The organism is Lentzea sokolovensis (assembly GCF_033949975.1).
GTDB lineage: Bacteria > Actinomycetota > Actinomycetes > Mycobacteriales > Pseudonocardiaceae > Lentzea > Lentzea sokolovensis.
In genome coordinates, this window is the sequence record NZ_JAXAVU010000001.1 from 293,422 (window position 1) to 315,895 (window position 22,474).

20 protein-coding genes are annotated in these 22,474 nt (G+C 69.6%); 6 read left to right on the forward strand and 14 right to left on the reverse strand.

Going from position 1 to position 22,474, the window contains the following annotated elements; genetic code table 11:
• Window positions 1–3 precede the first annotated feature (3 nt).
• From htpG to SK854_RS01430, 10 genes are all read right to left on the reverse strand, one after another.
• Window positions 4–1,848: a molecular chaperone HtpG gene (htpG, locus tag SK854_RS01385; RefSeq protein WP_319973096.1), complete on the reverse strand. Its 1,845-nt coding sequence runs from the start codon at window positions 1,846–1,848 to the stop codon at window positions 4–6.
• 44 nt (window positions 1,849–1,892) lie between these two features.
• Window positions 1,893–2,753 (reverse strand): YegS/Rv2252/BmrU family lipid kinase, encoded by an 861-nt coding sequence (locus tag SK854_RS01390; protein WP_319973097.1) that lies wholly within the window; start codon window positions 2,751–2,753, stop codon window positions 1,893–1,895.
• Window positions 2,750–3,658, reverse strand: coding sequence for a twin-arginine translocase subunit TatC (gene tatC / locus SK854_RS01395; protein ID WP_319973696.1), 909 nt, complete (start codon window positions 3,656–3,658; stop codon window positions 2,750–2,752). Before tatC ends, SK854_RS01390 begins: the two co-directional genes overlap by 4 nt.
• A 113-nt stretch (window positions 3,659–3,771) precedes the next feature.
• A complete protein-coding gene (gene tatA, locus SK854_RS01400; protein ID WP_319973098.1) occupies window positions 3,772–4,065 on the reverse strand; it encodes a Sec-independent protein translocase subunit TatA in 294 nt (97 codons plus the stop codon).
• On the reverse strand, window positions 4,058–4,330 hold the full coding sequence (locus SK854_RS01405; RefSeq protein ID WP_319973099.1) for a bacteriophage holin: 273 nt from the start codon (window positions 4,328–4,330) through the stop codon (window positions 4,058–4,060). The genes tatA and SK854_RS01405 overlap by 8 nt, the downstream gene beginning before the upstream one ends.
• 18 nt (window positions 4,331–4,348) lie before the next feature.
• Window positions 4,349–5,320, reverse strand: coding sequence for a helix-turn-helix transcriptional regulator (locus SK854_RS01410; RefSeq protein ID WP_319973100.1), 972 nt, complete (start codon window positions 5,318–5,320; stop codon window positions 4,349–4,351).
• The gene (locus SK854_RS01415) at window positions 5,317–6,282 is read right to left on the reverse strand and encodes a helix-turn-helix transcriptional regulator (protein ID WP_319973101.1); all 966 of its coding nucleotides are present in this window, start codon (window positions 6,280–6,282) and stop codon (window positions 5,317–5,319) included. Before SK854_RS01415 ends, SK854_RS01410 begins: the two co-directional genes overlap by 4 nt.
• A 61-nt stretch (window positions 6,283–6,343) precedes the next feature.
• The gene (locus tag SK854_RS01420) at window positions 6,344–7,195 is read right to left on the reverse strand and encodes an alpha/beta fold hydrolase (RefSeq protein ID WP_406601687.1); all 852 of its coding nucleotides are present in this window, start codon (window positions 7,193–7,195) and stop codon (window positions 6,344–6,346) included.
• A 58-nt stretch (window positions 7,196–7,253) separates the two neighbouring features.
• The gene (locus SK854_RS01425) at window positions 7,254–7,886 is read right to left on the reverse strand and encodes a uridine kinase family protein (protein WP_319973102.1); all 633 of its coding nucleotides are present in this window, start codon (window positions 7,884–7,886) and stop codon (window positions 7,254–7,256) included.
• A gap of 4 nt (window positions 7,887–7,890) precedes the next feature.
• Window positions 7,891–8,895 (reverse strand): beta propeller repeat protein, encoded by a 1,005-nt coding sequence (locus SK854_RS01430; protein ID WP_319973103.1) that lies wholly within the window; start codon window positions 8,893–8,895, stop codon window positions 7,891–7,893.
• Between the two features lie 121 nt (window positions 8,896–9,016).
• Here SK854_RS01430 and SK854_RS01435 point away from each other — a divergent pair, with 121 nt between their 5' ends.
• The gene (locus SK854_RS01435; protein WP_319973104.1) at window positions 9,017–13,147 is read left to right on the forward strand and encodes a wHTH domain-containing protein; all 4,131 of its coding nucleotides are present in this window, start codon (window positions 9,017–9,019) and stop codon (window positions 13,145–13,147) included.
• Window positions 13,148–13,195: 48 nt separating this feature from the next.
• On the opposite strand, the gene pafA is transcribed toward SK854_RS01435, so the two are convergent.
• Entirely contained in the window at window positions 13,196–14,554 is a 1,359-nt protein-coding gene (gene pafA / locus SK854_RS01440; protein ID WP_319973105.1) for a Pup--protein ligase, read from the reverse strand.
• Between the two features lie 116 nt (window positions 14,555–14,670).
• Between pafA and SK854_RS01445 the strand changes: the two genes are divergently transcribed.
• The 4 genes from SK854_RS01445 to SK854_RS01460 are packed head-to-tail and all read left to right on the forward strand — an operon-like array spanning window position 14,671 to window position 19,885.
• Window positions 14,671–16,035: a bifunctional phosphatase PAP2/diacylglycerol kinase family protein gene (locus SK854_RS01445; protein WP_319973698.1), complete on the forward strand. Its 1,365-nt coding sequence runs from the start codon at window positions 14,671–14,673 to the stop codon at window positions 16,033–16,035.
• Window positions 16,036–16,076: 41 nt separating this feature from the next.
• On the forward strand, window positions 16,077–16,832 hold the full coding sequence (locus SK854_RS01450; protein ID WP_319973106.1) for an IclR family transcriptional regulator: 756 nt from the start codon (window positions 16,077–16,079) through the stop codon (window positions 16,830–16,832).
• A gap of 46 nt (window positions 16,833–16,878) precedes the next feature.
• Window positions 16,879–18,369 (forward strand): glycerol kinase GlpK, encoded by a 1,491-nt coding sequence (gene glpK / locus SK854_RS01455; protein ID WP_319973107.1) that lies wholly within the window; start codon window positions 16,879–16,881, stop codon window positions 18,367–18,369.
• Window positions 18,362–19,885 carry a glycerol-3-phosphate dehydrogenase/oxidase gene (locus SK854_RS01460; RefSeq protein WP_319973108.1) on the forward strand — a complete coding sequence of 508 codons (1,524 nt, stop codon included), beginning with the start codon at window positions 18,362–18,364 and terminating at the stop codon, window positions 19,883–19,885. The genes glpK and SK854_RS01460 overlap by 8 nt, the downstream gene beginning before the upstream one ends.
• Here SK854_RS01460 and SK854_RS01465 read toward each other — a convergent pair.
• Together SK854_RS01465 and SK854_RS01470 are read right to left on the reverse strand one after the other, a co-directional pair.
• Entirely contained in the window at window positions 19,882–20,709 is an 828-nt protein-coding gene (locus SK854_RS01465) for a hypothetical protein (protein WP_319973109.1), read from the reverse strand. The genes SK854_RS01460 and SK854_RS01465 overlap by 4 nt on opposite strands.
• 5 nt (window positions 20,710–20,714) lie before the next feature.
• Window positions 20,715–21,134: a MarR family winged helix-turn-helix transcriptional regulator gene (locus SK854_RS01470; protein WP_319973110.1), complete on the reverse strand. Its 420-nt coding sequence runs from the start codon at window positions 21,132–21,134 to the stop codon at window positions 20,715–20,717.
• Between the two features lie 77 nt (window positions 21,135–21,211).
• On the opposite strand from SK854_RS01470, the gene SK854_RS01475 reads away from it, so the two are divergent.
• Window positions 21,212–21,820, forward strand: coding sequence for a maleylpyruvate isomerase family mycothiol-dependent enzyme (locus SK854_RS01475; protein ID WP_319973111.1), 609 nt, complete (start codon window positions 21,212–21,214; stop codon window positions 21,818–21,820).
• On the opposite strand, the gene SK854_RS01480 is transcribed toward SK854_RS01475, so the two are convergent.
• Window positions 21,810–22,352, reverse strand: coding sequence for a GNAT family N-acetyltransferase (locus SK854_RS01480; RefSeq protein WP_319973112.1), 543 nt, complete (start codon window positions 22,350–22,352; stop codon window positions 21,810–21,812). The genes SK854_RS01475 and SK854_RS01480 overlap by 11 nt on opposite strands.
• Window positions 22,353–22,474: the final 122 nt, after the last annotated feature.

Sequence of the window (22,474 nt, forward strand, 5' to 3'; positions counted from 1 at the left end):
TTGTCAGAACGTGCGCTGCACCCGGTCCGCCACCAGCTTCACGAAACGGGACGGGTCCGCGAGCTCGCCGCCCTCGGCCAGCAACGCCAGCCCGTAGACGAGCTCGGCGGTGTCGGTCAGCGACTCGCGTTCGCCCGCCGCGAACGCCCCGTGCAGCCCCTCGACCAGCGGGTGCGACGGGTTGAGCTCCAGGATCCGCTTGATCTTCGGCAGCTCCTGCCCCATCGCCTTGTACATCTTCTCCAGCGTCGGAGTGATGTCGTAGGAGTCACCGACGACGCACGCCGGTGAGGTCGTCAGGCGCGTGGACAGACGCACGTCCTTGACGTCGTTCTCCAACTGCTCCTTCAGCCACGTCAGCAGGTCGCCGAACTCCGCGGCCTTGGCCTCGTTGGCCGTCTTCTCCTCGTCGGTCTCCAGGTCCACCTGCCCCTTGGCGACGGACTGGAGCGTCTTGCCGTCGAACGCGGGAACGGAGTCGACCCACATCTCGTCGATCGTGTCGGTGAGGATCAGCACCTCGAAGCCCTTGGCGCGCAAGGCTTCCATGTGCGGCGAGTTCTCGACGGACGTCCGCGAGTCGCCGGTCATGTAGTAGATGTGCTCCTGACCGTCCTTCATCCGCGAGACGTACTCGGCGAGCGTCGTCATCGAGTCCGCGGAGTTCGTCGAGGCGAAGGAGCAGACCTCCAGGATCGCGTCGCGGTTGTCCGAGTCGGAGAGCAGGCCCTCCTTCAGCGCCGCGCCGACCTCGCCCCACAGCTTCGCGTAGTCGTCGGGACGCGAGGACTGCAGCGACTTGATCGAGGACAGCACCTTCTTCACCAGACGGCGGCGCATCAGCTGGATCTGGCGGTCCTGCTGCAGGATCTCGCGCGACACGTTCAGCGAGAGGTCCGCCGCGTCGACGACACCCTTCACGAACCGCAGGTACTCCGGCATCAGCTCGGCGCAGTCCTCCATGATGAAGACGCGCTTCACGTAGAGCTGCACACCGCGCTTGCCGTCGCGCATGAACAGGTCCATCGGCGCCTGCGCGGGCAGGAACAGCAGGGCCTGGTACTCGAACGTGCCCTCCGCCTGCATGCGGATGGTCTCGAGCGGCGCGTTCCAGTCGTGGCTGATGTGGCGGTAGAACTCGGCGTACTCCTCCTCCGTCACCTCGGAGGCCGGGCGCGCCCACAGGGCCTTGCGGGAGTTGATCTCCTCGCCGCCCAGGCGCACCGGCCAGGTGATGAAGTCCGAGTAGCGCTTGACGATCTCGCGGATCTTCGCCGGCTCGGTGTAGTCGGGCAGGCGGTCCTCGTCGTCGGACGGCTTGAGGTGCAACGTGACCGAGGTGCCCTGCGGCGCGTCGTCCACGTCGTCGATCGTGTACGTGGCCTCGCCGGTCGACTCCCAGCGCACACCCTTCTCGGCGTGCGGGTACTTCGTCACCAGGGTGACCTTGTCCGCCACCATGAACGACGAGTAGAAGCCGATGCCGAACTGGCCGATCAGGTCCGACGCGCTGCCGGACTGCTGGTCCTTGAGCTGCTTCAGGAACTCCGCGGTGCCGGACTTCGCGATCGTGCCGATGAGCCGCACGACGTCCTCGCGGGTCATGCCGATGCCGTTGTCGCGCACGGTCAGCGTGCGCTCGGCGGGGTCGGACTCGATCACGACGTGCAGGTCGTCGACGTCGACGACCATGTCCTTGTCGCGGAACGACTCCAGCCGCAGCTTGTCCAGCGCGTCGGAGGCGTTCGAGACCAGCTCGCGCAGGAACGTGTCCTTGTTCGAGTAGATCGAGTGGATCATCAGCTGCAGCAGCTGACGCGCCTCGGACTGAAACTCCAGCGTCTCCATGAATCCCTACCGAAGAACGAAAACGAACCGAACAGCCCTATAACTTAGCGACCCAAGACTGTGAGAGCGCCTGGAACCGTCCGAACTGACACGGGCAACGCCTCCTGGCGTTCGCCGTCGGCGTAAGCGATCCAGCCGTTGCCACCGGACAGCGAGACCTCACGCGCGCGGAACGTCCGCACGGCCGGGTGCTCGGTGTGCTTGCCCGTGCGCAACGTCGGCAGCATCCGCATCAGCATCGTGCGGCTGCCGTGCTCCACGACCGTCACGTCGAACAGACCGTCGTTGGCGTCCGCACCGGGGCACACCGGGATCCCGCCGCCGTAGCTCGGCGTGTTGCCGATCGCCACGAGCGTCGCGTCCAGTTCGAACGTCTGGTCCTCGGTCGTCACGACCAGAGGCGCCGACTTCAGCGACGCGAGCTCGGCCACGATCGCGAGGTCGTAGCGGCGCGGACCGGCGGGCCAGCGCATCGCGTTCGCCCGCTCGTTGACCGCGGAGTCGAACCCGGCGCACAGCACCGTCGCGAACCACTGGCCCGTCGACAACCGGCCCAGGTCCAGGGTCTTCTTCGTGCCGTGCACGACGTCCTCGACCGACTGCGACCCCACGGCCACGGCCAGGTCGTTCCCGGTGCCGGCAGGGACGATGCCCAGCGCCGTGGATGTGCCCGCGACCGCCTGAAGACCCAGGTGGGCGGCACCGTCACCGCCGAGGACGACCAGCAGGTCGACACCGTCCGCGACGGCCTCGCGGGCCATCGCGAGCGTGCCCTCGGCGTCGTGCGCGACGAGTTGCCGCAGCGACGAGACGTGCGGACGCAACGCGGCGGCGGTCGACCCGGCCATCCGGGCCGCCCGCCCCTTGCCCGACGCGGGGACGACGAGTAAGGCGGCCCGTGTCACGTGGCGTCGTCGTAGTTCACGCGCTTCGAGGGCTCCGAAGCGATGGCCTTCTCACCGGGATCGTTGCCGTCGGCGTCGGACGCCACGTAGTTGAACGGCGCCGCCTCGTCGTCGTCCAGCTCGTCCAGGCCCTCGGCCGCGCGGAGCTTGGCCTTGCGCTTGTCGTGCACGCGGGAGATCTGGATCGCCATCTCGAACAGCACCGACAACGCGAGGGCCAGCACGACCATCGAGATCGGGTCGGTGCCCGGCGTCGCGATCGCGGCGAACACGAACAGGCCCATCAGCAGGCCGCGCCGCCACTTCGACAGCCGCTCGTAGGACAGCACGCCCGCGCGGTTGAGCATCACCACGACCAGGGGGAGCAGGAAGCTCACCCCGAAGATGAACAGCATCGTGATGACGAAGTTGATGTACTTGCTACCGGTGAGCGCCGTGACCCAGTTGTCGCCACCGAACCCGAGCAGCACCTTCAAGCCCTGCGGTACCACCAGGTACGCGAGCACCGCGCCGGCCACGAACAGCAGCGCGCCCGCGCTGACGAACATGCGCGCGAACTTGCGTTCCTTCTGGTAGAGGCCGGGCGTGATGAACGCCCAGATCTGGTACAGCCACAACGGGCTGAGCAGCACCGCACCCGCCGCCGTACCGACCTGCAACTGCACGAGGAAGATCTCGAACGGCTCGGTCTGCAACAACGCGCAGGTGCCGTCGTTGGTGATCTTGGCCCGGTACTTCTCCAGGTCGGGCTGGCAGTACGGCCCCGTGAGGATGTCGCCCAGCGACGGGATCGGGCCGAGCCGCACCTGGAACCAGATGAAGCCGAAGATGGCACCGACGGCGATGACCAGCATCGCCAGGCCGAGCCGGTACCTCAGCTCGTAGAGGTGCTCTTTGAGCGACATCGTGCCGTCGGCGCTTCCCCGACGGCGCCTGCCGCGTTCCCGGCGTTCAGCCACCCACCGGAACGGACTTGCCACCGCGTTGACCGTCCTTACAAGTCAGGAGACCGGAAGGGTCAGTTGTTCGCGGCCTTGTTCTGGGTGGTCTGCTCGATGGGAGGCGCGACCACGGGCTGCTGCTGCACCTGCGGCTGGGCCGGAGGGAGCTGCTGGACCGGCTGCTGCACGGGCTGCTGCTGCACCGGCGCGTCGTCCGCGTCCTGGTTGTCGCGCAGGCCCTTGGTCTCAGCCTTGAAGATCTTCGCCGACTTGCCGAGCGAACGCGCCATGTCAGGAAGCTTCTTCGCACCGAACAGCAGAATGATCACCACTGCGATGATGATCAGCTCGGTGGGTCCGAGGTTACCCATTGGTGATCCTCCTGTCTCCCCCGTCACGACGATCGTACGCGGGGTTTGCCCTGGTGCGGGCCTGTTCCTTGGGGCGTCGTTGTGCGAAGGCCACCTTCAGCGCGGCCGATCGCGCCTTGAGCATGCCCACGCCGTCCCCGACCCTGTCCCCCACCAGAGTGCGGGCACGGGCGAATCGACGCAAGGATCGGAGGACTCGGACCATGATCGCGACGAGCACGATCAGGCCGAGCGCGATCAGCGCCAGGGTCGGTGTCGACGGCACAACCACAACCTATACGCCTTAGGTGGACAGCAGGTGATCTGCCCGGCGCAATGCTTCCCGCGCCTGGCGCACCACCTCGTCCGCCAGTTCCGCCGGCTGCTCTACGTGCACGTCGCCGCCCAGCCCGAGGAGCAGGCGGACCATCCAGGACGGGTCGTCGTAGCGCATGAGGACACGCGTGCGGCCGTCCGAGAGCTCGGCGGAGTGATCAACCGGGTAGTACTCGGCGACCCAGTGCGCGTCCGGTTCGAGCAGCAGCACGGCGACCTTCTGGTCGTCCCTGGGGTGGAACAACCCCTCCGACGTATCGGTCAGCTGGGCGTGCGGCGGAGGCGACGACGGCTCGTCGAGCACCTCGACCTCGTCGATGCGGTCGAGCCGGAACAACCGCACGCCGAGCGCCGAACGGCACCATCCTTCGAGGTAACCGCGCCCCTCCACGAGCAGCAGACGCATCGGATCGACCACTCGGTCGCTCATCGCGTCGTGCGACTGCGAGTAGTAACGGATGCGCACGGCCCGTTCGCGCTTCACGGCGTCCTGCACGGCGGCGCGAACCTCCGCGGTCTCCCCGCGTTCGAACGCGCCGAGCCCGACCACCATGCCCGCGGGCTGCGCCTTGCCGACCGCCGCCTCGATCTTCGCCAGCGCCCGCTGCACGGCGTCCGTGTCGACCACACCGGGTGTGTCGGCCAGCGCCCGCAGCGCGACCAGCAGCGACGCCGCCTCGGCCGCGGTGAGGCGCAACGGCCGGTCGAGGCCCGCGTCGAACGAGACGGTGATCGTCTCGCCCTCGAACGACAGGTCGATCAGGTCGCCCGGCCCGTAGCCGGGCAGGCCGCACATCCACAGCAGTTCGAGGTCCTTGCGCAGCTGCTTGGGCGTGATGCCGAAGTCGGCCGCGGCCTCCTTGATGGTGATGGCGGGGCGGGTGAGCAGGTAGGGCACGAGTGCGAGCAGGCGTGGCAGCCGTTCGTTCGACGCGGTCACCGCGCTCCTTCCAGTGCGCCCTGCAGGCGGTCGCGGACCGACTTGGCCAGGACCTCGGGTTCCAGCACCACGACGTCGGGCCCGAACCCGGCGAGCCACTTGGCCGCCGAGTCGGGGAACTTCAGGTCGATCTCGACGACGTCGCCGCCGTCGCGTTCCTCGACGACCTTCGCGTGCCGCCGCAGCCCCTGCGCCCGGTTCTTGGCCACCCAGATCTTGGCGGGCGCCGTGTGGTGCGGAGCGACCTCCGTGCGCGCGATGAGGCTCATCAGGTCCGTGCCCTCGGGCACCGTGACCACGCCGGGCTTGCCCACGGGCCGTACCTGTCCCACGACGCGTGAGAGCCGGAAGCAGCGCGTGTCGTTGCGATCGCGGTCCCAGCCGACGAGGTACCACTTGCCGCGCCAGGCGACCACGCCCCACGGCTCGACCGTGCGTTCCTTGTACCCGCCGGGTGGCGGCTTGCGGTACTCGAACGTGACGACCTGCCCCGCCTGCACCGCCTGCAGCAACGGCGGGAACGCGGGCTCGTTCGCGCGCACCTTGGGTTCGACGGCCGCGGGGGTGTCCTGGTCGACGTCCACGCCGGCGGCCCGCAGCTTGATCAACGCCCCGTGCACCGCGCCCGTGAGCTGCGGCGAGTCCCAGAGCCGGGCGGCCAGCGCCACGGCGGCGGCCTCGTCGGGTTCGAGGTCGATGTCGCCGAGTTCGTAGTCACGCCGCGCGATCCGGTACCCGTCCTCCGCGCCCTCGGCGTTGGACTGCCGCCCGGTCTCGAGCGGCACGCCGAGATCCCGCAGCTCGGACTTGTCCCTTTCGAACATGCGGAAGAACGCCTCGTCCGTCGGCGCTTCGTGATAGCCGGGGACGATGGCGCGGATGCGCTCCGCTGTCAGGTACTGACGGGTCGACAGCAGGCACAGCACCAGGTTGACAAGGCGTTCGGCGCGTGCGATGGCCACGGAGAGACCCTAACGCGTGCGCGCACCGAAACCTCATCACCACCTGTCGTCAACGGTCCGTTCAGAACAGGGTCCGCAGTTCCCGGACCAGTTCGGCAGGTGCTTCCTCGGCCATGTGGTGCCCGCAGTCGAGGGCACGTACCCGCACGTCATCCGCCCACTCGGCCCAGATCCCCGGCAGGTCGTCGTACAGGTCGCCGAGGTCGTCCCCGGCGGACCACAACGCCAGCACCGGGCACGAGATCCTCCGCCCGGCGGCGCGGTCCTCGTCGTCGTGCCGACGGTCGACCTCCAGACCGGCGCGGTAGTCGCCGCACATCGCCAGCACGGTCTGCGGGTCGTGGATCGCCCGCTGGAAGTCGGCCCAGTTCTCCACGCCCATGGCCAGCGGGGTGTCGTGGTAGCGGCGGCCGTACCAGAGGCCGGGATTCTGGTTGATCATCTCGGCCGCGAGTTCCTGCTGCGCCAGGAAGAACCAGTGGTACCAGTCCTGCGCGAACCGGGCGTCGCAGCGACTGAGGTGGGCACCGATCGGCAGCCCGTCGAGCACGGCGAGTCGCGTGACCCTCTCCGGGTGGTCGAGCGCGAGCCGGATGGCCGCGGCGGCGCCCCGGTCGTGACCGGCGACGGCGAACTTCTCGTGGCCGAGCTGGCTCATCAGGTTCACGAAGTCGCGCGCCATGGCGCGTTTCGAGTAGTCACCGGGTTTGCTGGACTCGCCATAACCGCGAAGATCCGGGCACACGACCGTGTAATCGTCAGCGAGCAACGGTGCGACGCGGTGCCACGTCGTGTGGGTGCGCGGATGGCCGTGCAAGAGGAGGACCGGCGGCCCTGCACCGCCGGTCCTCACTCGCAGATTGGCCTCGCCAACGTCCCTGCAACGCAACGAGAATCCGTCGAACACCTGCATCGGCTACCCCGCTCGGGAGCGGCCGACACGTCCTTTTTCGCCGGACGCCCCGCAGGCGTTACACCGCCACGACGATCTCGGACTCGGGATCGTGGTCGAGCGTGGTCGTACCCGCCACGACGACGGTCGCCCGGCGCCACGGCCGTTCGCGCGACAGGAACGGCAACTCCTCGGCCAGCCACGCGGCGACGTGCCGTCGTTGCTCGGCGGAGTCACCGTCGCGGACGACCAGTCGTCGTTCCTGCTCGTCCAGGTCACCCTGGATCCAGATCGAGGCGTCGATCCACGGAGCGCACTGCTCCCGGATGATCCCGGTGCCCTCGATCCACACGACGTCCAACCCGGACCCGACCTGGATCGCGCCGGGCCGGTCGTGTTCGACCCAGGCCGCCGGCCGGTACGTCACCGGCTCACCCCGGTGCAGGGGCGCCAGGACGTTCTCGACCAGCAGATCTCCCCAGTCGAAGTACGCGTGGTTCCAAGCGATGTCGTCGGTGTGCACCACTTCGGACCGCGCGACGATCCTCCGCAGCCGTTCGACGAGCGTGGACTTCCCGGCACCACCACGCCCGTCGACCGCGACGAGAAGAGGACGCCCTGTGGGCGCCTCCTCCCGCAGTCGCCGCACGACGTCGGCCAGCCGCACGACCCGCCACCCCGCCGCTTCGGTCTCACCCGGATGCAGACGCACGCTCTCAGGTCCTGCCGACCCGCCCCTTCTCCCCTGCCGCCCAGCAGGTGGAACCGACGCAGTCCACAGTGTCGAAACTTCCGGTGTCCGCGACCTTCCAGGACTTGCCGTCCCTGCTGGTGTCCGTCCCGGACGGACCGACCGCGACCAGCCCGTCACCCCGGTAAGCGATGCCGGACCGATAACCGACGGGCGCCTGCTTGCCCGCCGTCCACCCGCGACCGTCGTTGGTGGCGAACGCGGGCGTCGGGTCGGTCGGCTTCAGGTAATCCCCGCCGATCGCCACACCCCGCCACGGCGTCTTGAACGCCACCGCGAACACCCCGGCCGCCTCACCACTCGGCAGCGGTGTTTCGGAGGCCTTCCACGAGCGCCCGCCGTCCCGCGACTCCAGCACCCGTGCCTTCGCGCCGCCGCCGGTCGCGATCCACGCGTGGTTGCCACTGGTCGTCACGCACTGCCCGGACGCCGCGAACGCGAACTCGCCCGGCAACGCGTCCGGCATGCCCTTGGTGTCGTTGACGTGCCACGACCTACCGCCGTCCCACGTCCTGAGGACCCGGAACCTGCCGTCGACGGGGTCGCTCAGCGCCAGCCCGCGGAACCGGTCGAAGAACGCCACGCAGTCGTAGAACGCCTTCGGATCGGTGTTGCGGAACTCCTCCTGCCAGCTCTTGCCGCCGTCGGACGTGCGGTAGATCCGCGACGCCTCGCCCTCGCCGATCGACAACGCCACGGCGTTGCGCGCGTCGAAGGCCTCGATGTCGCGGAACTCCAGCGCCTCGGTGCCGGGCGGCCCCACGGAGTCCCAGGACCGGCCGCCGTTCGTGGTGCGCAGGACGGTGCCCTTGGAGCCGCTGACCCACGCGACCTGCCCGTTGACCGCGGACAGTCCTCTGAAGCGCGCGTCGGTGCCGGTGGGTTTCAGGTCCCAGAAGGTGTCGTCCGATGCCGAAGCCACCCCGGGAAGTATCAGGAAAGCAGCGAGTGCCGCCGCGATGATCCTCATGCGCCCACTCTGGTCGAGCCGGTGTCCACTTCCTACCCGCTGATCGGCCGGACACGGCTGAACGGGTGACTTGTCGCGTCGCTGCCGCACTTCCCTCCGGCAGCGACAGAAGATCTCCGGCATGCAAGAGCACGACCCGCGCCTGATGATCGGAGCGACCGCCCCGGCGCGCTCCCTGGCAGAGGTCGCCGCGCCGCACCCGTGGGCGATCGCGGCGCGCGAGCACCTCGGCTCCTCGAACACACTGGTCGCGGGCTGCGTCGCGGTGGTGTCACACCTCGCCGCCGAGCACGACGGTTCTCTCGGCGCGCTGGCACGTGATCCCTGGCTCGACGCCGAGTTCGCGGACCGCTTCACCCGGCGGTTGCGCTGGCTGACGAGGCAGGTCCTGCCTGCGGAGGCGCTTCGCCTGTCCGACGCCGAGGCCGCCCTCCTGATCACGTTCCCGTACCTGCACCAGACGTTCTGGGCCCGGCAGGCGATGACGGTGCTGCGCGGCGCGGACCCGGTCGCGGCGGCCTTCTCGCACGGAGCCGGCCCGCCGAAGTTCAGCGCGTTCGCGGCCGGGTACGGCGCCCTGCACCGCAGGGGAACCCGTGCCGCCGAGACCGGCGACCCCGCCGCGACCGGCATCGGGTGGTGGCTCTTCCACCAGTGGCTCGTCCGGCAACCCGAGTGCTACGACTCGAACTCCATCCCGCCGTTGCTGCCCGGTTCGACGGGCTGGCCGCTGAACGCGGTGCTCACGGCGCCGCGGCTGATGGAACTGGTGCGCGCCGTCCAGCTCGATCCCGCGTACCTGCGCCGGGTCGACCGCCAGGGCACGCTGAAGCCGGTCGCACGCATCGCGGGCGGCACCGAGCAGGAACAGGACCTGCGCGAACAACTGCTCGGCTACCTCCTCGTCGTCGCCCACCGCACCGCCATCGACCCCACCGTGCTACCCCGCGTGATCGCCGACCACCTCGGCATCGACGACGGTGTCGAACCCGGCGAGGTGCTCACGTCGATCCGCGCGGCGACGTGGGACGGCGACCGCACCCGTGTGCTCACGACCGACTGCCTGCACCCCGCGACCGCGCTCGCCCTGCACGACCGCGCGGCAGCCGTCGACGCGGTGCTGACGGAGATCGTCCGCGCCGCCGAGGACTCGCCCGCGCTGGCACCGCTCGAGCACCTGCCCGTCCACGCCACCGCGGACGGCACGACCCCGGTCGCGTCGGCGGGCCACCGCTTCCGCCTGGCCGACGACCAGATCCAGTCCCTGCTCATGGGCGAACAGCTCTACGGCACACCGGAACTCGCCGTCCGCGAGCTGTACCAGAACGCTCTCGACGCCTGCCGGTACCGCCAGGCCCGGACCGCCTACCTGACCAGGACCGGCACCCCGCTGCCACCGTGGCAGGGCCGGATCGCCTTCCGCCAGGGCGTGGACGAGCAGGGACGGCCGTTCCTCGAGTGCTCGGACAACGGCATCGGGATGGGCGACCGCGAGCTGGTCGACGTGTTCGCCCACGCCGGCGTGCGGTTCACCGACATGCCCGAGTACGTCGAGGAACAGGCCGACTGGGCCCGCGCCGGCGTCGAGTCGTTCCCCAACAGCCGGTTCGGCATCGGCGTGCTGAGCTACTTCATGCTGGCCGACGAGATCACCGTGACCACGTGCCGGCTCAGCCGCTCCGGAAGTCCCGGTCAGCGCCTGGAGGTCCACATCGCTGGACCGGACGCGTTGTTCCGCGTCCGCGACCTCGGCCCCGGTGAGGACGCCGGTACCGTGGTGCGGCTTCGGCTGCGGCCGGCTTCCAAGCCGGTGAGCTGCACCGACGTGCTGCGCCGGATCCTGTGGCTGAGCGACTTCGCGGTGACCTCGCAGGACCCCGGCGGCCGGCAGTCCTGGGAGCCCCGGCGGTTGTCCGAGTCGGCACCGGTGGGTTCGGACGCCCCGCTGGCGGCGCAGGCCGGCCGGACGGTCCAGACCGTGCTGCCCACCGGCGACGGACGGGTGTGGTGGTGCGACGGCACCGGCGCGGTCCTGGCCGACGGGCTCTGGGCTGGTGCTACCACGTTCGGCGCCGTGCTCGACCTCGCCGGTCACGACCAGCCCAGACTGACCGTGGACCGGGAAAAGATCATCGAGCTCGACGCCGCGGTGGTCGAGGCGAGGCTCACGAGGCGCGTTCCGGAACTGGTGACCTCGGCGGGATCACCGCTGTCGCACTCCTGGCTGTCGAAACTGGCCGAGACGATGCCGAGACTGGCCGACGACATCTGCGACCACGCGATCGGCGTCAGGTACCGGCCGTGGCGCGTCGGAACGACGGAGATGCCGATCGAGATCGTGGGATGTTTTCCCAGCGACGCGAACGTGCTGACGCGGGGCAAGCTGCTTCCGCACTGGAACGAGCACGTCAGCAGGTGGCGGCTGGCGGCCTGGCTCCAGGCGGAAGAGCCGGACAAGCCGTCCCAGGACGCGGTGGTACCGGCACGCCCGTCAGACGCGGCCCTCCTCGACCTGCTGTCGGACACGGCGTCGCTGGGACACGTCGTTCAAGCATCACTCACCACGCGCCGTCCGCCCGAGGAAGTCCTCGCACGGCTCAAGTCGCTCGGTGTGCAGACCCCAGCCGTCGACACGATGCCCGCCGAGGTCAGGACGACGGACCCGGATCTGCTCCGCAACCACACAGATCGGGACGAGAGGTGGCTGAACCACCACCGGCCGGTGCGGCACTTCGAGGTGCTCAGAGCGGCTGCCGAAACCGGGCTGCCGCCCAGCGCCGTGGTCAAGCGGCTGACCGAGCTCGGCCACGACATCGTCCGGACGGGGCGGCTCCCCGCGCACGTCGGCACCGCCGACATCGGCCTGCTGGTGACCGACGCGAAGCGCGAGCCGCTCGTGCCGGACGACGTCGTGCCGGTCGCGCACGTCATGGTCGCTGCGGCCGAAACCCGGCAGACACCAGCGCAGGTGGCGCGGCGGCTCACCGAACTCGGCTACACCACACCGGATCCCGGCACGCTCCCGGAGAACACCGATCCACTCGACGTCCTGGCCTTCGTCGATCAGCTGTCTTCTCCGAAACGGTACGTCCACGGCCAGGTCTCACGGCTGCACGTCGTTCTCGTCGCGGCGTTCCCTCCGGGCGGATCGCCGGCTCAGATCGCCTCAAGGCTCGCGGTAGCGGGATACCCCGTCCAGACGCCCGGAAAGCTGCCCCAGCACCTCACGTCGTTCGATCGTGCGATCACTCGTGTGGCGATCTTGAACAGGCCGAGCGAATCAGGCCCGCTTCGCAGCCTGACCGTCCCCGTGGGGCACGTGATCACCGCGGCCCTCGACACCAAGAGTTCTCCCGCCGTCGTGGCCGAGCGGCTGGCCGAGCTCGGTTACGAGTGCCCTCCCCTCGAGTGGCTCCCGGACGACGTGGACTCCGACGACCTCGAACTCGTCAGCACCACGCAATCGATCACGAGGGGAGAGCGGATCCGGCACTGGTTGCGCACCGGCCAGGAGGTGTGCCTGCCGCACGTGGTGATAGTGGCGGCGAAACGGGCCATGACCCCCTCGTCCGTGGCCTCACGCCTGGCGCGGTTCGGTTTCCGCACGCCTGCGGTCGATCCCAGTCTCACCGTGCGGCTGGAGGATCTCGTGCTGCTGAGTGTCAACCTGGACGGGGAGGCCCCTTGGCTCAGCAGTGACCATGCGGCGCTGGCACGATCGGACATGACGGTGCCACTCGGTCATGTGCTCGCGGCGTCGGCCAAGCTGGGAAGACCGCCCGCCGAGGTGGCCGCGCGACTCTCTCAGGTGGGACTGCGGAGCGAGACCACGGCGCTGCCCGCGAAGGTCGCACGCCAGGACGCCGAGCTGATGGCTCTGGTGTTTCCCAAGGACATGATGAATCTCCCCAGGCTCTGGGAGTTCGGCTGGCTCGGCTTGGACTGGCCCGCGAACACGCGCCACACACTGTTCAAGTCGAGGACCAGCGGGCTCGCGCCGGCAGAGGTCACCTCGAGACTGGCGGCGCTCGGTTTCCAGGTCCCCGAAGCGAAGGACCTGCCGTCGTCGATCGACGAAGTCGACGAGAAACTGCTGCTGCTCGGCAGCGACATCCTGTACGGGCTGTCGTACCGCGCGCTCCACGAGCCGTTACCGCGTAGCCAGGTATTGCGTGCGGTGAGCAGCACAGGCCTCTCGCCGCGCAAGGTGCTCGAACGGCTGGAACGCCTCGGCCTCGAGATCGGCGAATGAAAAGCGGCGGGTCCCGGAAGGAACCCGCCGCTGTCGTCCACGGCCTCGCTACAGCGACGAGATGAGCCTTTCGACGCGCTCGTCCACCGCGCGGAACGGGTCCTTGCACAGCACGGTGCGCTGCGCCTGGTCGTTCAGCTTCAGGTGCACCCAGTCGACGGTGAAGTCGCGACCGGCGGCCTGGGCGGCGGCGATGAAGTCACCGCGCAGCTTGGCCCGCGTGGTCTGCGGCGGGGTGTCCTTGGCGGCCTCGATCTCGCCGTCGTCGGTCACTCGCTCGACCTGGCCCTTGCGCTGCAGCAGGTCGAACACGCCGCGGCCGCGGCGGATGTCGTGGTAGGCGAGGTCGATCTGGGCGATGCGCGGGTTGGACAGGTCCATGTTGTGCTTTTCCATGTACCGGTTCATCAGGCGGTTCTTGATGGCCCAGTCGATCTCGCGGTCGATCTTCGTCAGGTCCTGGGCCTCGACGGCGTCGAGCGTGCGGCCCCAGAGTTCGAGGACGCGGTCCGCCATCGGGTCCGGTGAGCGCTTGGCGCAGTGCTCGACGGCCTTCTCGAAGTACTCGCGCTGGATGTCGAGCGCGGAGGCCTCCTTGCCGCCCGCGAGGCGGACGGTGCGGCGGCCGGTCAGGTCGTGGGAGATCTCGCGGATGGCGCGGATCGGGTTGTCCAGCGAGAAGTCGCGGAACTGGACGCCCTGCTCGATCATCTCGAGCACGAGGTTCGCGCTGCCGACCTTCAGCAGCGTCGTCACCTCGGACATGTTCGAGTCGCCGACGATGACGTGCAGGCGCCGGTAGCGCTCGGCGTCGGCGTGCGGCTCGTCGCGGGTGTTGATGATCGGGCGGGAGCGGGTGGTCGCGGACGACACGCCCTCCCAGATGTGCTCGGCGCGCTGCGAGAGGCAGTACACGGCGCCGCGCGGGGTCTGCAGGACTTTGCCGGCGCCGCAGATCAGCTGCCTGGTCACCAGGAACGGCAGCAGCACGTCCGCGATGCGCGAGAACTCGCCGGCCCGTGCGACCAGGTAGTTCTCGTGGCAGCCGTAGGAGTTGCCCGCCGAGTCGGTGTTGTTCTTGAACAGGAAGATGTCGCCGCCGATGCCCTCGTCGGCGAGCCTGCGCTCGGCGTCGACGAGCAGGTCCTCGAGGATCCGCTCACCAGCCTTGTCGTGCGTGACGAGCTGCGCCAGGTCGTCGCACTCGGCCGTGGCGTACTCCGGGTGGGAGCCGACGTCGAGGTAGAGCCGGGAGCCGTTGCGCAAGAAGACGTTGGAAGAACGTCCCCACGAGACGACGCGGCGGAACAAGTACCGCGCGACCTCGTCCGGGGACAGACGACGCTGCCCGTGGAAGGTGCAGGTCACCCCGAATTCTGTCTCAATGCCGAAGATCCGCCGCTGCATGCCTCAACAGTAGGCGACTCTCAGGCGGAGCAGGGTGATCCGTTCGGGCGGCACGCCGGTTGCGGTTTAGTGTCGGAGGGGTGTGGAAACGGGTCAGTGCTCTCGACAAGAAGCTCATGAGCTCCTCGGCCGGACTGCGTCCGAGCAGGCTCGACAGTGGTTTGAAGAGACTTTCGAAAGCCGCCAACCACAGCCTGCTGTGGTTCGTCGTCGCGGCGATTCTGGCGACCAGGAAAGGCCCGTACCGGCGTGGTGCGATGCGGGGTCTAGCGGCCATCGCCGGGGCCTCTGCCAGCGCGAACCTCGTCGGGAAGTCACTTTTCCCGCGGCGGCGGCCCGCTGCGGATCTGCTCGCGATGGACCGCAGGCTGTCCAAGCGGCCGACGTCGTCGTCATTCCCGTCCGGTCACTCCGCGTCAGCGGCCGCTTTCGCCACGGCGGTCGCCATGGAATCCCCCAAAGCGGGCGCTGCGGTGGCGCCGATCGCGGCCGCGGTGGCCTATTCACGCGTTCACACGGGCGTTCATTGGCCGACAGATGTCGCGGCCGGCGCGGCGGTCGGTGTCGGCGCCGCGTTGCTCACGCGCCGCTGGTGGCCGCTCGGGTTGAACGAGCCCGCGTCGGCCTACGAACACGCCGACCTGACGTCGCTGCAGGACGGCGACGGCCTGGTCGTGGTGGTGAACCCGTTCTCGGGCATCGGGCCGGACCCGACGCCGCAGATCACCGAGGAGTGGCCGAAGGCGCAGGTCGTCTCGGTCGAGGAGCTCGATGACCTGCCCGACGCGAAGGCGCTGGGTGTGGCCGGTGGCGACGGGACCGTGGCCGCCGTGGCGGCCGTCGCGGCCGAGCGCGACCTGCCGATGGTCCTCATCCCCTCCGGCACGTTGAACCACTTCGCGCGGGACGTGGGCATCATGGGGCTGCACGACACGGCGCAGGCGGTCGCCGACGGCGTGGGCGTGCGGGTGGACCTGGCGCAGGTCAACGACCAGTGGTTCGTCAACACGGCGTCGCTCGGCGGCTACCCGGACATGGTGCGGATCCGGGAGAAGCTGGAGAAGCGCTGGGGCAAGTGGCCCGCGGCCGGGATCGCGATGTTCCGCGTCCTGCAGCGCGCGAAGCCGTTGCACATGACCATCGACGGTGACAAGCACCTCGTGTGGATGCTGTTCGTGGGCAACGGGCCCTACCGGCCGAAGGGCTTCGCGCCGACCATGCGGCCCCGGCTGGACGACGGGCTGCTCGACGTGCGGTTCGTCCGTGCGGACCGGAAGTACTCGCGGACGAGGTTCTTCTTCGGTGCCCTTCTCGGGGCGTTGGAGCACTCGCGCATGTACAAGCACTTCGAGGTGGCCTCGTTGAACGTCGAGGTGCACGGTGCGCCCATCTCGATCGCGACGGACGGCGAGGTCCGCGAGAAGGCCAACCACTTCAAGTTCCGTTCGCGGGCGGCCGCGCTGGGAATCTATCGTCCGTAAGCGTTCGACATTGTCGAACACACGCAGCTAGAGTGGGGTGCGTGCCCGGACCCATTCAGTCCATTCAGCGAGCGGCCGAGGTCCTGAAGCTGCTCGCCCACGGCGGTGCGCACCAGCTGAGCGTCGGCGAGATCGCGCGCGCCCTGGACCTCGCGAAACCGACGGTGCACGGCATCCTGCGGACGTTGCAGGAGGTCGGGTTCGTCGAGCAGGAGGTCGAGGGCGGCAAGTACCGCCTGGGTGCCGCGCTGTTCCAGATCGGCACGTCCTACCTGGACGGCAACGAGTTGCGCGCCAAGGCGTTGAACTGGTCGGACACGTTGGCGATGCGTGCGCGCGAGGCGGTGCGCATCGGCGTGATGCACGGCAAGCACGTGCTCGTCGTGCATCACGTGTTCCGCCCGGACAACAGCCGGCAGACGCTCGACACCGGCGCCCTGCTGCCGTGGAACGCGACGGCCCTGGGCAAGGCGCTGGTCGCGTTCGGCGAGTGGCCGGACGGCGACCTGCAGCGGTTCACGCGACACACCCTCAACCCCGAGGAACTCGCCGACTCCATGAACGAGGTCCGCGACCGCGACTGGGCCTACGACCTGCACGAACTCGTCGAGGGCGAGGCGTCGGTGGCGGCGCCGATCCGGGACAGGCGCGGTGTGGTCGTGGGCGCGGTCGGCATCTCCGGGCCCGTCGAGCGGCTGTGCGACTCACCCGACCAGCCGCCGCGCCTCGAACTCGTGTCCTACGTACGTGAGGCAGCTCGCAGCGTTTCGAGGGAGCTGGGCGGGCTCTCCTGGTAGTACTGTGGAATCGTTCGACAATGTCGAATGGTTCGCACAAGGGAGTGTGCACGTGGCTTACATCGCGGCGATCGACCAGGGCACCACGTCGTCCCGGTGCATCGTGTTCGACCAGTCCGGCGGGATCGTGTCGGTCGCTCAGCGCGAGCACCGCCAGATCTTCCCGAAACCGGGCTGGGTGGAGCACGACGCGACCGAGATCTGGACGAACGTGCAAGCCGTCGTGCGCGACGCCCTCTCTCACGCGTCTCTGACGTACGCCGACATCGCCGCGTTCGGCATCACGAACCAGCGCGAGACGACCGTCGTGTGGGACAAGGCGACCGGCGAACCCGTGCACAACGCGATCGTCTGGCAGGACACGCGCACCGACGCGTTGATCAAACAGCTCGGTGACCAGGACCGGTTCCGCGAACGCTCCGGCCTCCCCCTGGCCACCTACTTCTCCGGCCCGAAGCTGCGGTGGCTGCTCGACGACGTCGACGGACTGCGCGAGAAGGCCGAGCGCGGCGAGGTCCTGTTCGGCACCATGGACACCTGGCTGATCTGGAACCTGACCGGCCGCCACGTCACCGACGTCACGAACGCGTCGCGCACCATGCTGATGAACCTGGAGACCCTCGACTGGGACCCGGAACTCGTCGCCGCGATGGACGTGCCGCGCGAGATGCTCCCCGAGATCCGGTCCTCCTCCGAGGTGTACGGCACCTACGAGGGCGTGCCCGTCGCGTCGGCGCTGGGCGACCAGCAGGCCGCGCTGTTCGGCCAGACCTGCTTCGAGCCCGGCGAGGGCAAGTGCACCTACGGCACCGGCGCGTTCCTGCTGATCAACACCGGTGGCAAGCCGGTGCGCTCGCAGAACGGCCTGCTCACCACCGTGGGCTACCAGATCGGCGACGAGCCGGCGGCGTACGCGCTGGAGGGCGCGGTCGCGGTGACGGGCGCCCTGGTGCAGTGGTTCCGCGACAAGGTCGGGCTGATCTCGTCGGCGGCGGAGATCGAAACGCTCGCACGGACCGTGGACGACAACGGCGGTGCGTACTTCGTGCCCGCGTTCTCCGGACTCTTCGCACCGCACTGGCGCAGCGACGCACGTGGCGTGATCGCCGGCCTGACGGGCTACATCTCGCGCGGGCACCTCGCACGAGCCGTGCTGGAGGCATCGGCGTGGCAGACGCGTGAGGTCGTGGACGCGATGAACGCCGACGCTGTGAATGCCCACTCGGCCGCGGACCTCACGACGTTGCGCGTCGACGGCGGCATGACAGCGAACAACCTGCTCATGCAGTTCCTGTCGGACGTGCTGGACGTGCCGGTGGTGCGCCCGATCGTGGCCGAGACGACGTGCCTGGGCGCGGCGTACGCGGCGGGTCTCGCGGTGGGCTACTGGAGCACCACCGACGAGCTGAAAGCCAACTGGCACAAGGCGGCCGAGTGGGAGCCGTCGATGGAACCGGCGGCGCGGGCTCGCGGCTACCGGAAGTGGAAGAAGGCGGTCGAGCGGACCGTCGGGTGGATGGACGAGGACGATGACTGACTTCTCAACGCAACGCACGAGGGCTCGCGAAGAGCTGCAGCACGGCAAGTTCGACGTCGTCGTGATCGGCGGCGGCATCCTGGGCATCGCGACCACGTGGGCCGCGGCGCGGTCGGGACTGCGGGTGGCGCTGGTGGAGAGCGGCGACTTCGCGGGCGCCACGTCGTCCGCGTCGTCGAAACTCGTGCACGGCGGCCTGCGCTACCTCGCGATGGGCCCGTCGGCGGTGCCGATGGTGCACGAGAACCACAAGGAACGCCGCGCGCTGGGCGACCACCTGGCCCCGCACCTGGTGCGGCCGCTGCCGTTCCTCGTCCCCGTCTACAAGGGCGGCCCGCACAGCCGGTTCGTGCTGGGCGCGGGCGTCACGTTGTACTCCGCGCTGTCGGGCTTCGGCGACGGCATGGGGAAGGTCCTGTCGGCGCGCAGGGCTGTGGAGTGGGTGCCTGACCTGCGCGCCGACGGTCTGCGCGGTGCCGCGATGTACTACGACCACCAGATGAACGACAGCCGTGTGGCGATCACCGCCGCCCGCGCCGCCGCCGAGGCCGGTGCCGTGCTGCTCAACCACATCTCGGTCGTGGGCCTGCGCAAGACCGGTGCGAAGGTCACGGGTGTCGACCTGCGCGACTCGCTCGGCGAGTTCGGCGTGGACGCGAAGGTCGTCGTGAACGCGACCGGCCCGTGGCTCGACGTGCTGCGGCGCATGGAGGATTCCGCCGCCGACCCGTCGATCCGCCTGTCCAAGGGCTCGCACCTGGTGCTCAAGACGGCCTCGGAGTGGAAGGCCGCGCTGACGATCCCGGTCGACGACGTGCGCGTGTCGTTCGCGATCCCGTGGGAGGGCCACCTCCTGCTCGGCACCACCGACGAGGCCTACGAGGGCGACCCGGCCGCGGTCGCGTGCACCGACGCCGACATCGACCAGATCCTGGACGAGGCGGGCGTTGCGGTGTCCGGTCTGGACCGTTCACGGATCGCGTACACGTTCGCGGGCCTGAGGGTGCTGCCCGGCGGCCCCGGCGACACCTCGCACGCCAAGCGCGAAACGGTGATCACCGCGGGGTCCGGCGGCATGATCAGCGTGGCCGGCGGCAAGTGGACGACGTTCCGCAAGATCGGCGCCACCGTCCTGGCCCGCGTGAACTCCGAACTGGGCCGCACCTTCGACGGCCCGTTGGACGGCGTCGCGCTCCCCGGCTCGGCATCGCCCGACACCGTGGGTTCCGTGCTGGGCCACGCGTTCGACGCGCTGCCCGACGACGTGGTCCGCCACCTCGCCACCCACTACGGCACGACGTCGCACGAGGTCGTCGCGCTCGGACTGGAGAACCCGGCGCTGCTGGAGCGCGTTCACCCGGACGGCCCGGACATCTGGGCGCAGGTGGAGCACGCCCGCCGCACCGAGTGGGCGTCCGAAGTGGACGACGTGCTGCGCCGCCGCACCACCGTGATGGTCCGCGGCCTCGACTCCCCCGAGGTCCGTTCGCGGGTGTCGGAGCTGCTCGCTTCCTAGAGAGCCATGGCGCGTTCCACGAGGTACTCGGCCAGTTCGGGTTCCGAGTGGAACGCGCTGCGCACCGCCAGCGTCCCGTCGCACCCCAGCACGACCTCTTCCCTAGACACCGCACGGTGTTCGAGCCGCAGTCCGTCGAGGTAGGCGTCGATGATCGCCTCGCGCACGGGCGGCAGGTCCGCGACCGCCATCCGTCCGGCCTGGGCGAGCCCCACGAGCAGCTGACCGAGGTCCGCGCCGACCGGGTTCGGGCACTGCCAGGTCACGTCGATCACCACGAACGACTCCGGATCGTCCAGTGGTACCAGCAGGTTCTGGGGGCACGCGTCGTTGTGCCCGTTCGCCTGGGGCAGCGCTTCGAGCCGTGCCAGGAGCCCCGGTAACCGTTGCGCGAGGGCCGAGCAGTGCGGCCGCCGGAACGCGTCCCGCACGAGCATTCCCTCGTACAGCACCCGCAACGCCCTGCCCGGCGCGCCACCGTAGCGGCGACCGGCCCAGCGCCCGAGCGCCAGCGCGGCCCGCCGGAAGCGGGGCAGGTCCCACTCCACGTGCGCGCAGCGCACGTCCTCCAGCCACAACGCGATCCGATCGCCGAAGTCGTCCACCCGCAGCACGCGCGGACGGCGCATCCCCGGTGGCAGCACGAAGTCCGACAGCAGGAACTCCACCTCGTCGCGCCACGGGAAATCGCCCACCACGTCCTTGAACTCGTCCGGGACGTGCGGCCGCCGCAGGACCTTCACGAACGCCGGCTCCCCCGCCGACAGCACTCGGTAGACCGCCGCCGTGGTCGGTGCGACCGGGTCGAACGGCACCGGGACCACGCGGGTCAGCGGTACGGATCGGTGATCTCGCCGAGCAACTCCAGCGCCTCGCGCAGCTGGGCCATGCGGCGCTTGCCGATGTGCTGTTCCCATTCCGCCTCGATCCTGGCCAGTTCCTCGTTCGCGACGGGCACCGCGCCCAGCGCCTTCCGGGTGACCTTGACCAGCCGCGCCCTGCCGTCCGCCGGGTCTGGCACGCGTTCGACGTACCCGGCCTTCTCCAGCTGATCGACCAGGAACCCCGCGGTCTGCTTGGTCACCTGGGCCGCCTCCGCGAGCGTGGTCAGCCGCGTCCCCTCCTGGTCGATCCGCATGAGCACCCGCGCCTGCGCCTGCGTGACGTCGAAGCCCGCCGCGGTGACCGCCGCCAGGACGCGGTTCTCCACGTCGCGGTTCGGGATGAAGAGCAGCAGCCCGATGTTCACACGAACTCCCGTTGCTTTTGGTCAGAGACTCTGATTAAAGTAGTCAGCCTCTCGAACTAAATCAAGAGGAGAGGGCGATGGACGAGAAGCAGATCTGGCAGACGATCGACTCCGAGCGCGCGGCGACCGCGGACCTGCTCGCGGGCCTCACCGACGTCGAGTGGACCTACCCGTCGCTGTGCGCGGGCTGGACGGTGCGCGAGGTCGCCGCCCACCTGTCGCTCGCGCATCGGATCCGCGTCGGCACGACGTTCAAGGCGTTCGTCCGGGCTCGCGGGAGCTTCAACCGCATGGTCGACCAGACCGCCCGCGACGAAGCGCGCAGACCGGCCGCCGAACTCGTCGCGGAACTGCGCGGCGCCGTCGGGCTCCACCGGCTCGCACCCGGCCAGACGCTCAAGAACGCGCTGATGGACACCATGGTCCACACCCAGGACATCGCGCTGCCGCTGGGGATCGAACGCCACATGCCCCTCGACGCCGCCGTGGTCGCGGCGGACGACCTGTGGCGGATCGGGTTCCCGTTCCACGCGCGGCGCAGGCTGGCCGGGCATCGGCTCGTCGCCACCGACGCCGACTGGGCCGTCGGGGAGGGCGCCGAGATCAGCGGGCCGATCGAGGCGCTCGTGATGCTGCTCGCCGGGCGCACCGCGACGATCCCGCGGCTGACCGGCATCACGGTCTGAGTTCGCGCACCATCCTGCGGCACACGTGGACGCGCTCGAACCGTTGGCGCATCTCGGCTTCCCGCTCGATCCTGGCGTGCAGGAACGCCCCGGCCGGCACCAGCCCGTGCTTCGCGGCGAGCACCGTGGCCAGTTCGTCGGCGGACGCGTGCACGTGCAGGTAGTGCTCCGACTCCGTGAAACCGTTGCGCGCGTACCAGTTCAGCGCGGGTCCGTCCTCACGGGTCCAGGCGTCGAGCGTGCGCGCCCCGCACCGCTCCAGTCGCGGCACGGCCTCCGCGAGCAGTGCCGTCGCGATCCCCTCGCCCTGACGGTCGGGGTGCACCACCACAGTCTCGATGGTCGCCTCCGCGCCGGGCATCGACACGTCCAGGATTCCGGCCACCACGTCGCCGTCGAGCGCGACGAGCTCCAGGTCGGTGCGGCGCCTGGCCTGCCAGACGTCGTCGAAGTAGCTCGTCGCGAGGAATCCGAGCACCCGGCACCTCAGCCAGGACGCCTCGTCCGCCGGTTCGTAGCTCCTGATCTCCACCGGCCCGCCCCTGGACCTGCCCGACGCCCCAAGCCGGCGCGCTTCCCCGGTTCGCCCCGGTGCGGCGTCCACCACTCGTCCCCCAGTCCACTTCCCGCCGGACGTCTCCGGCACGGTCCAGG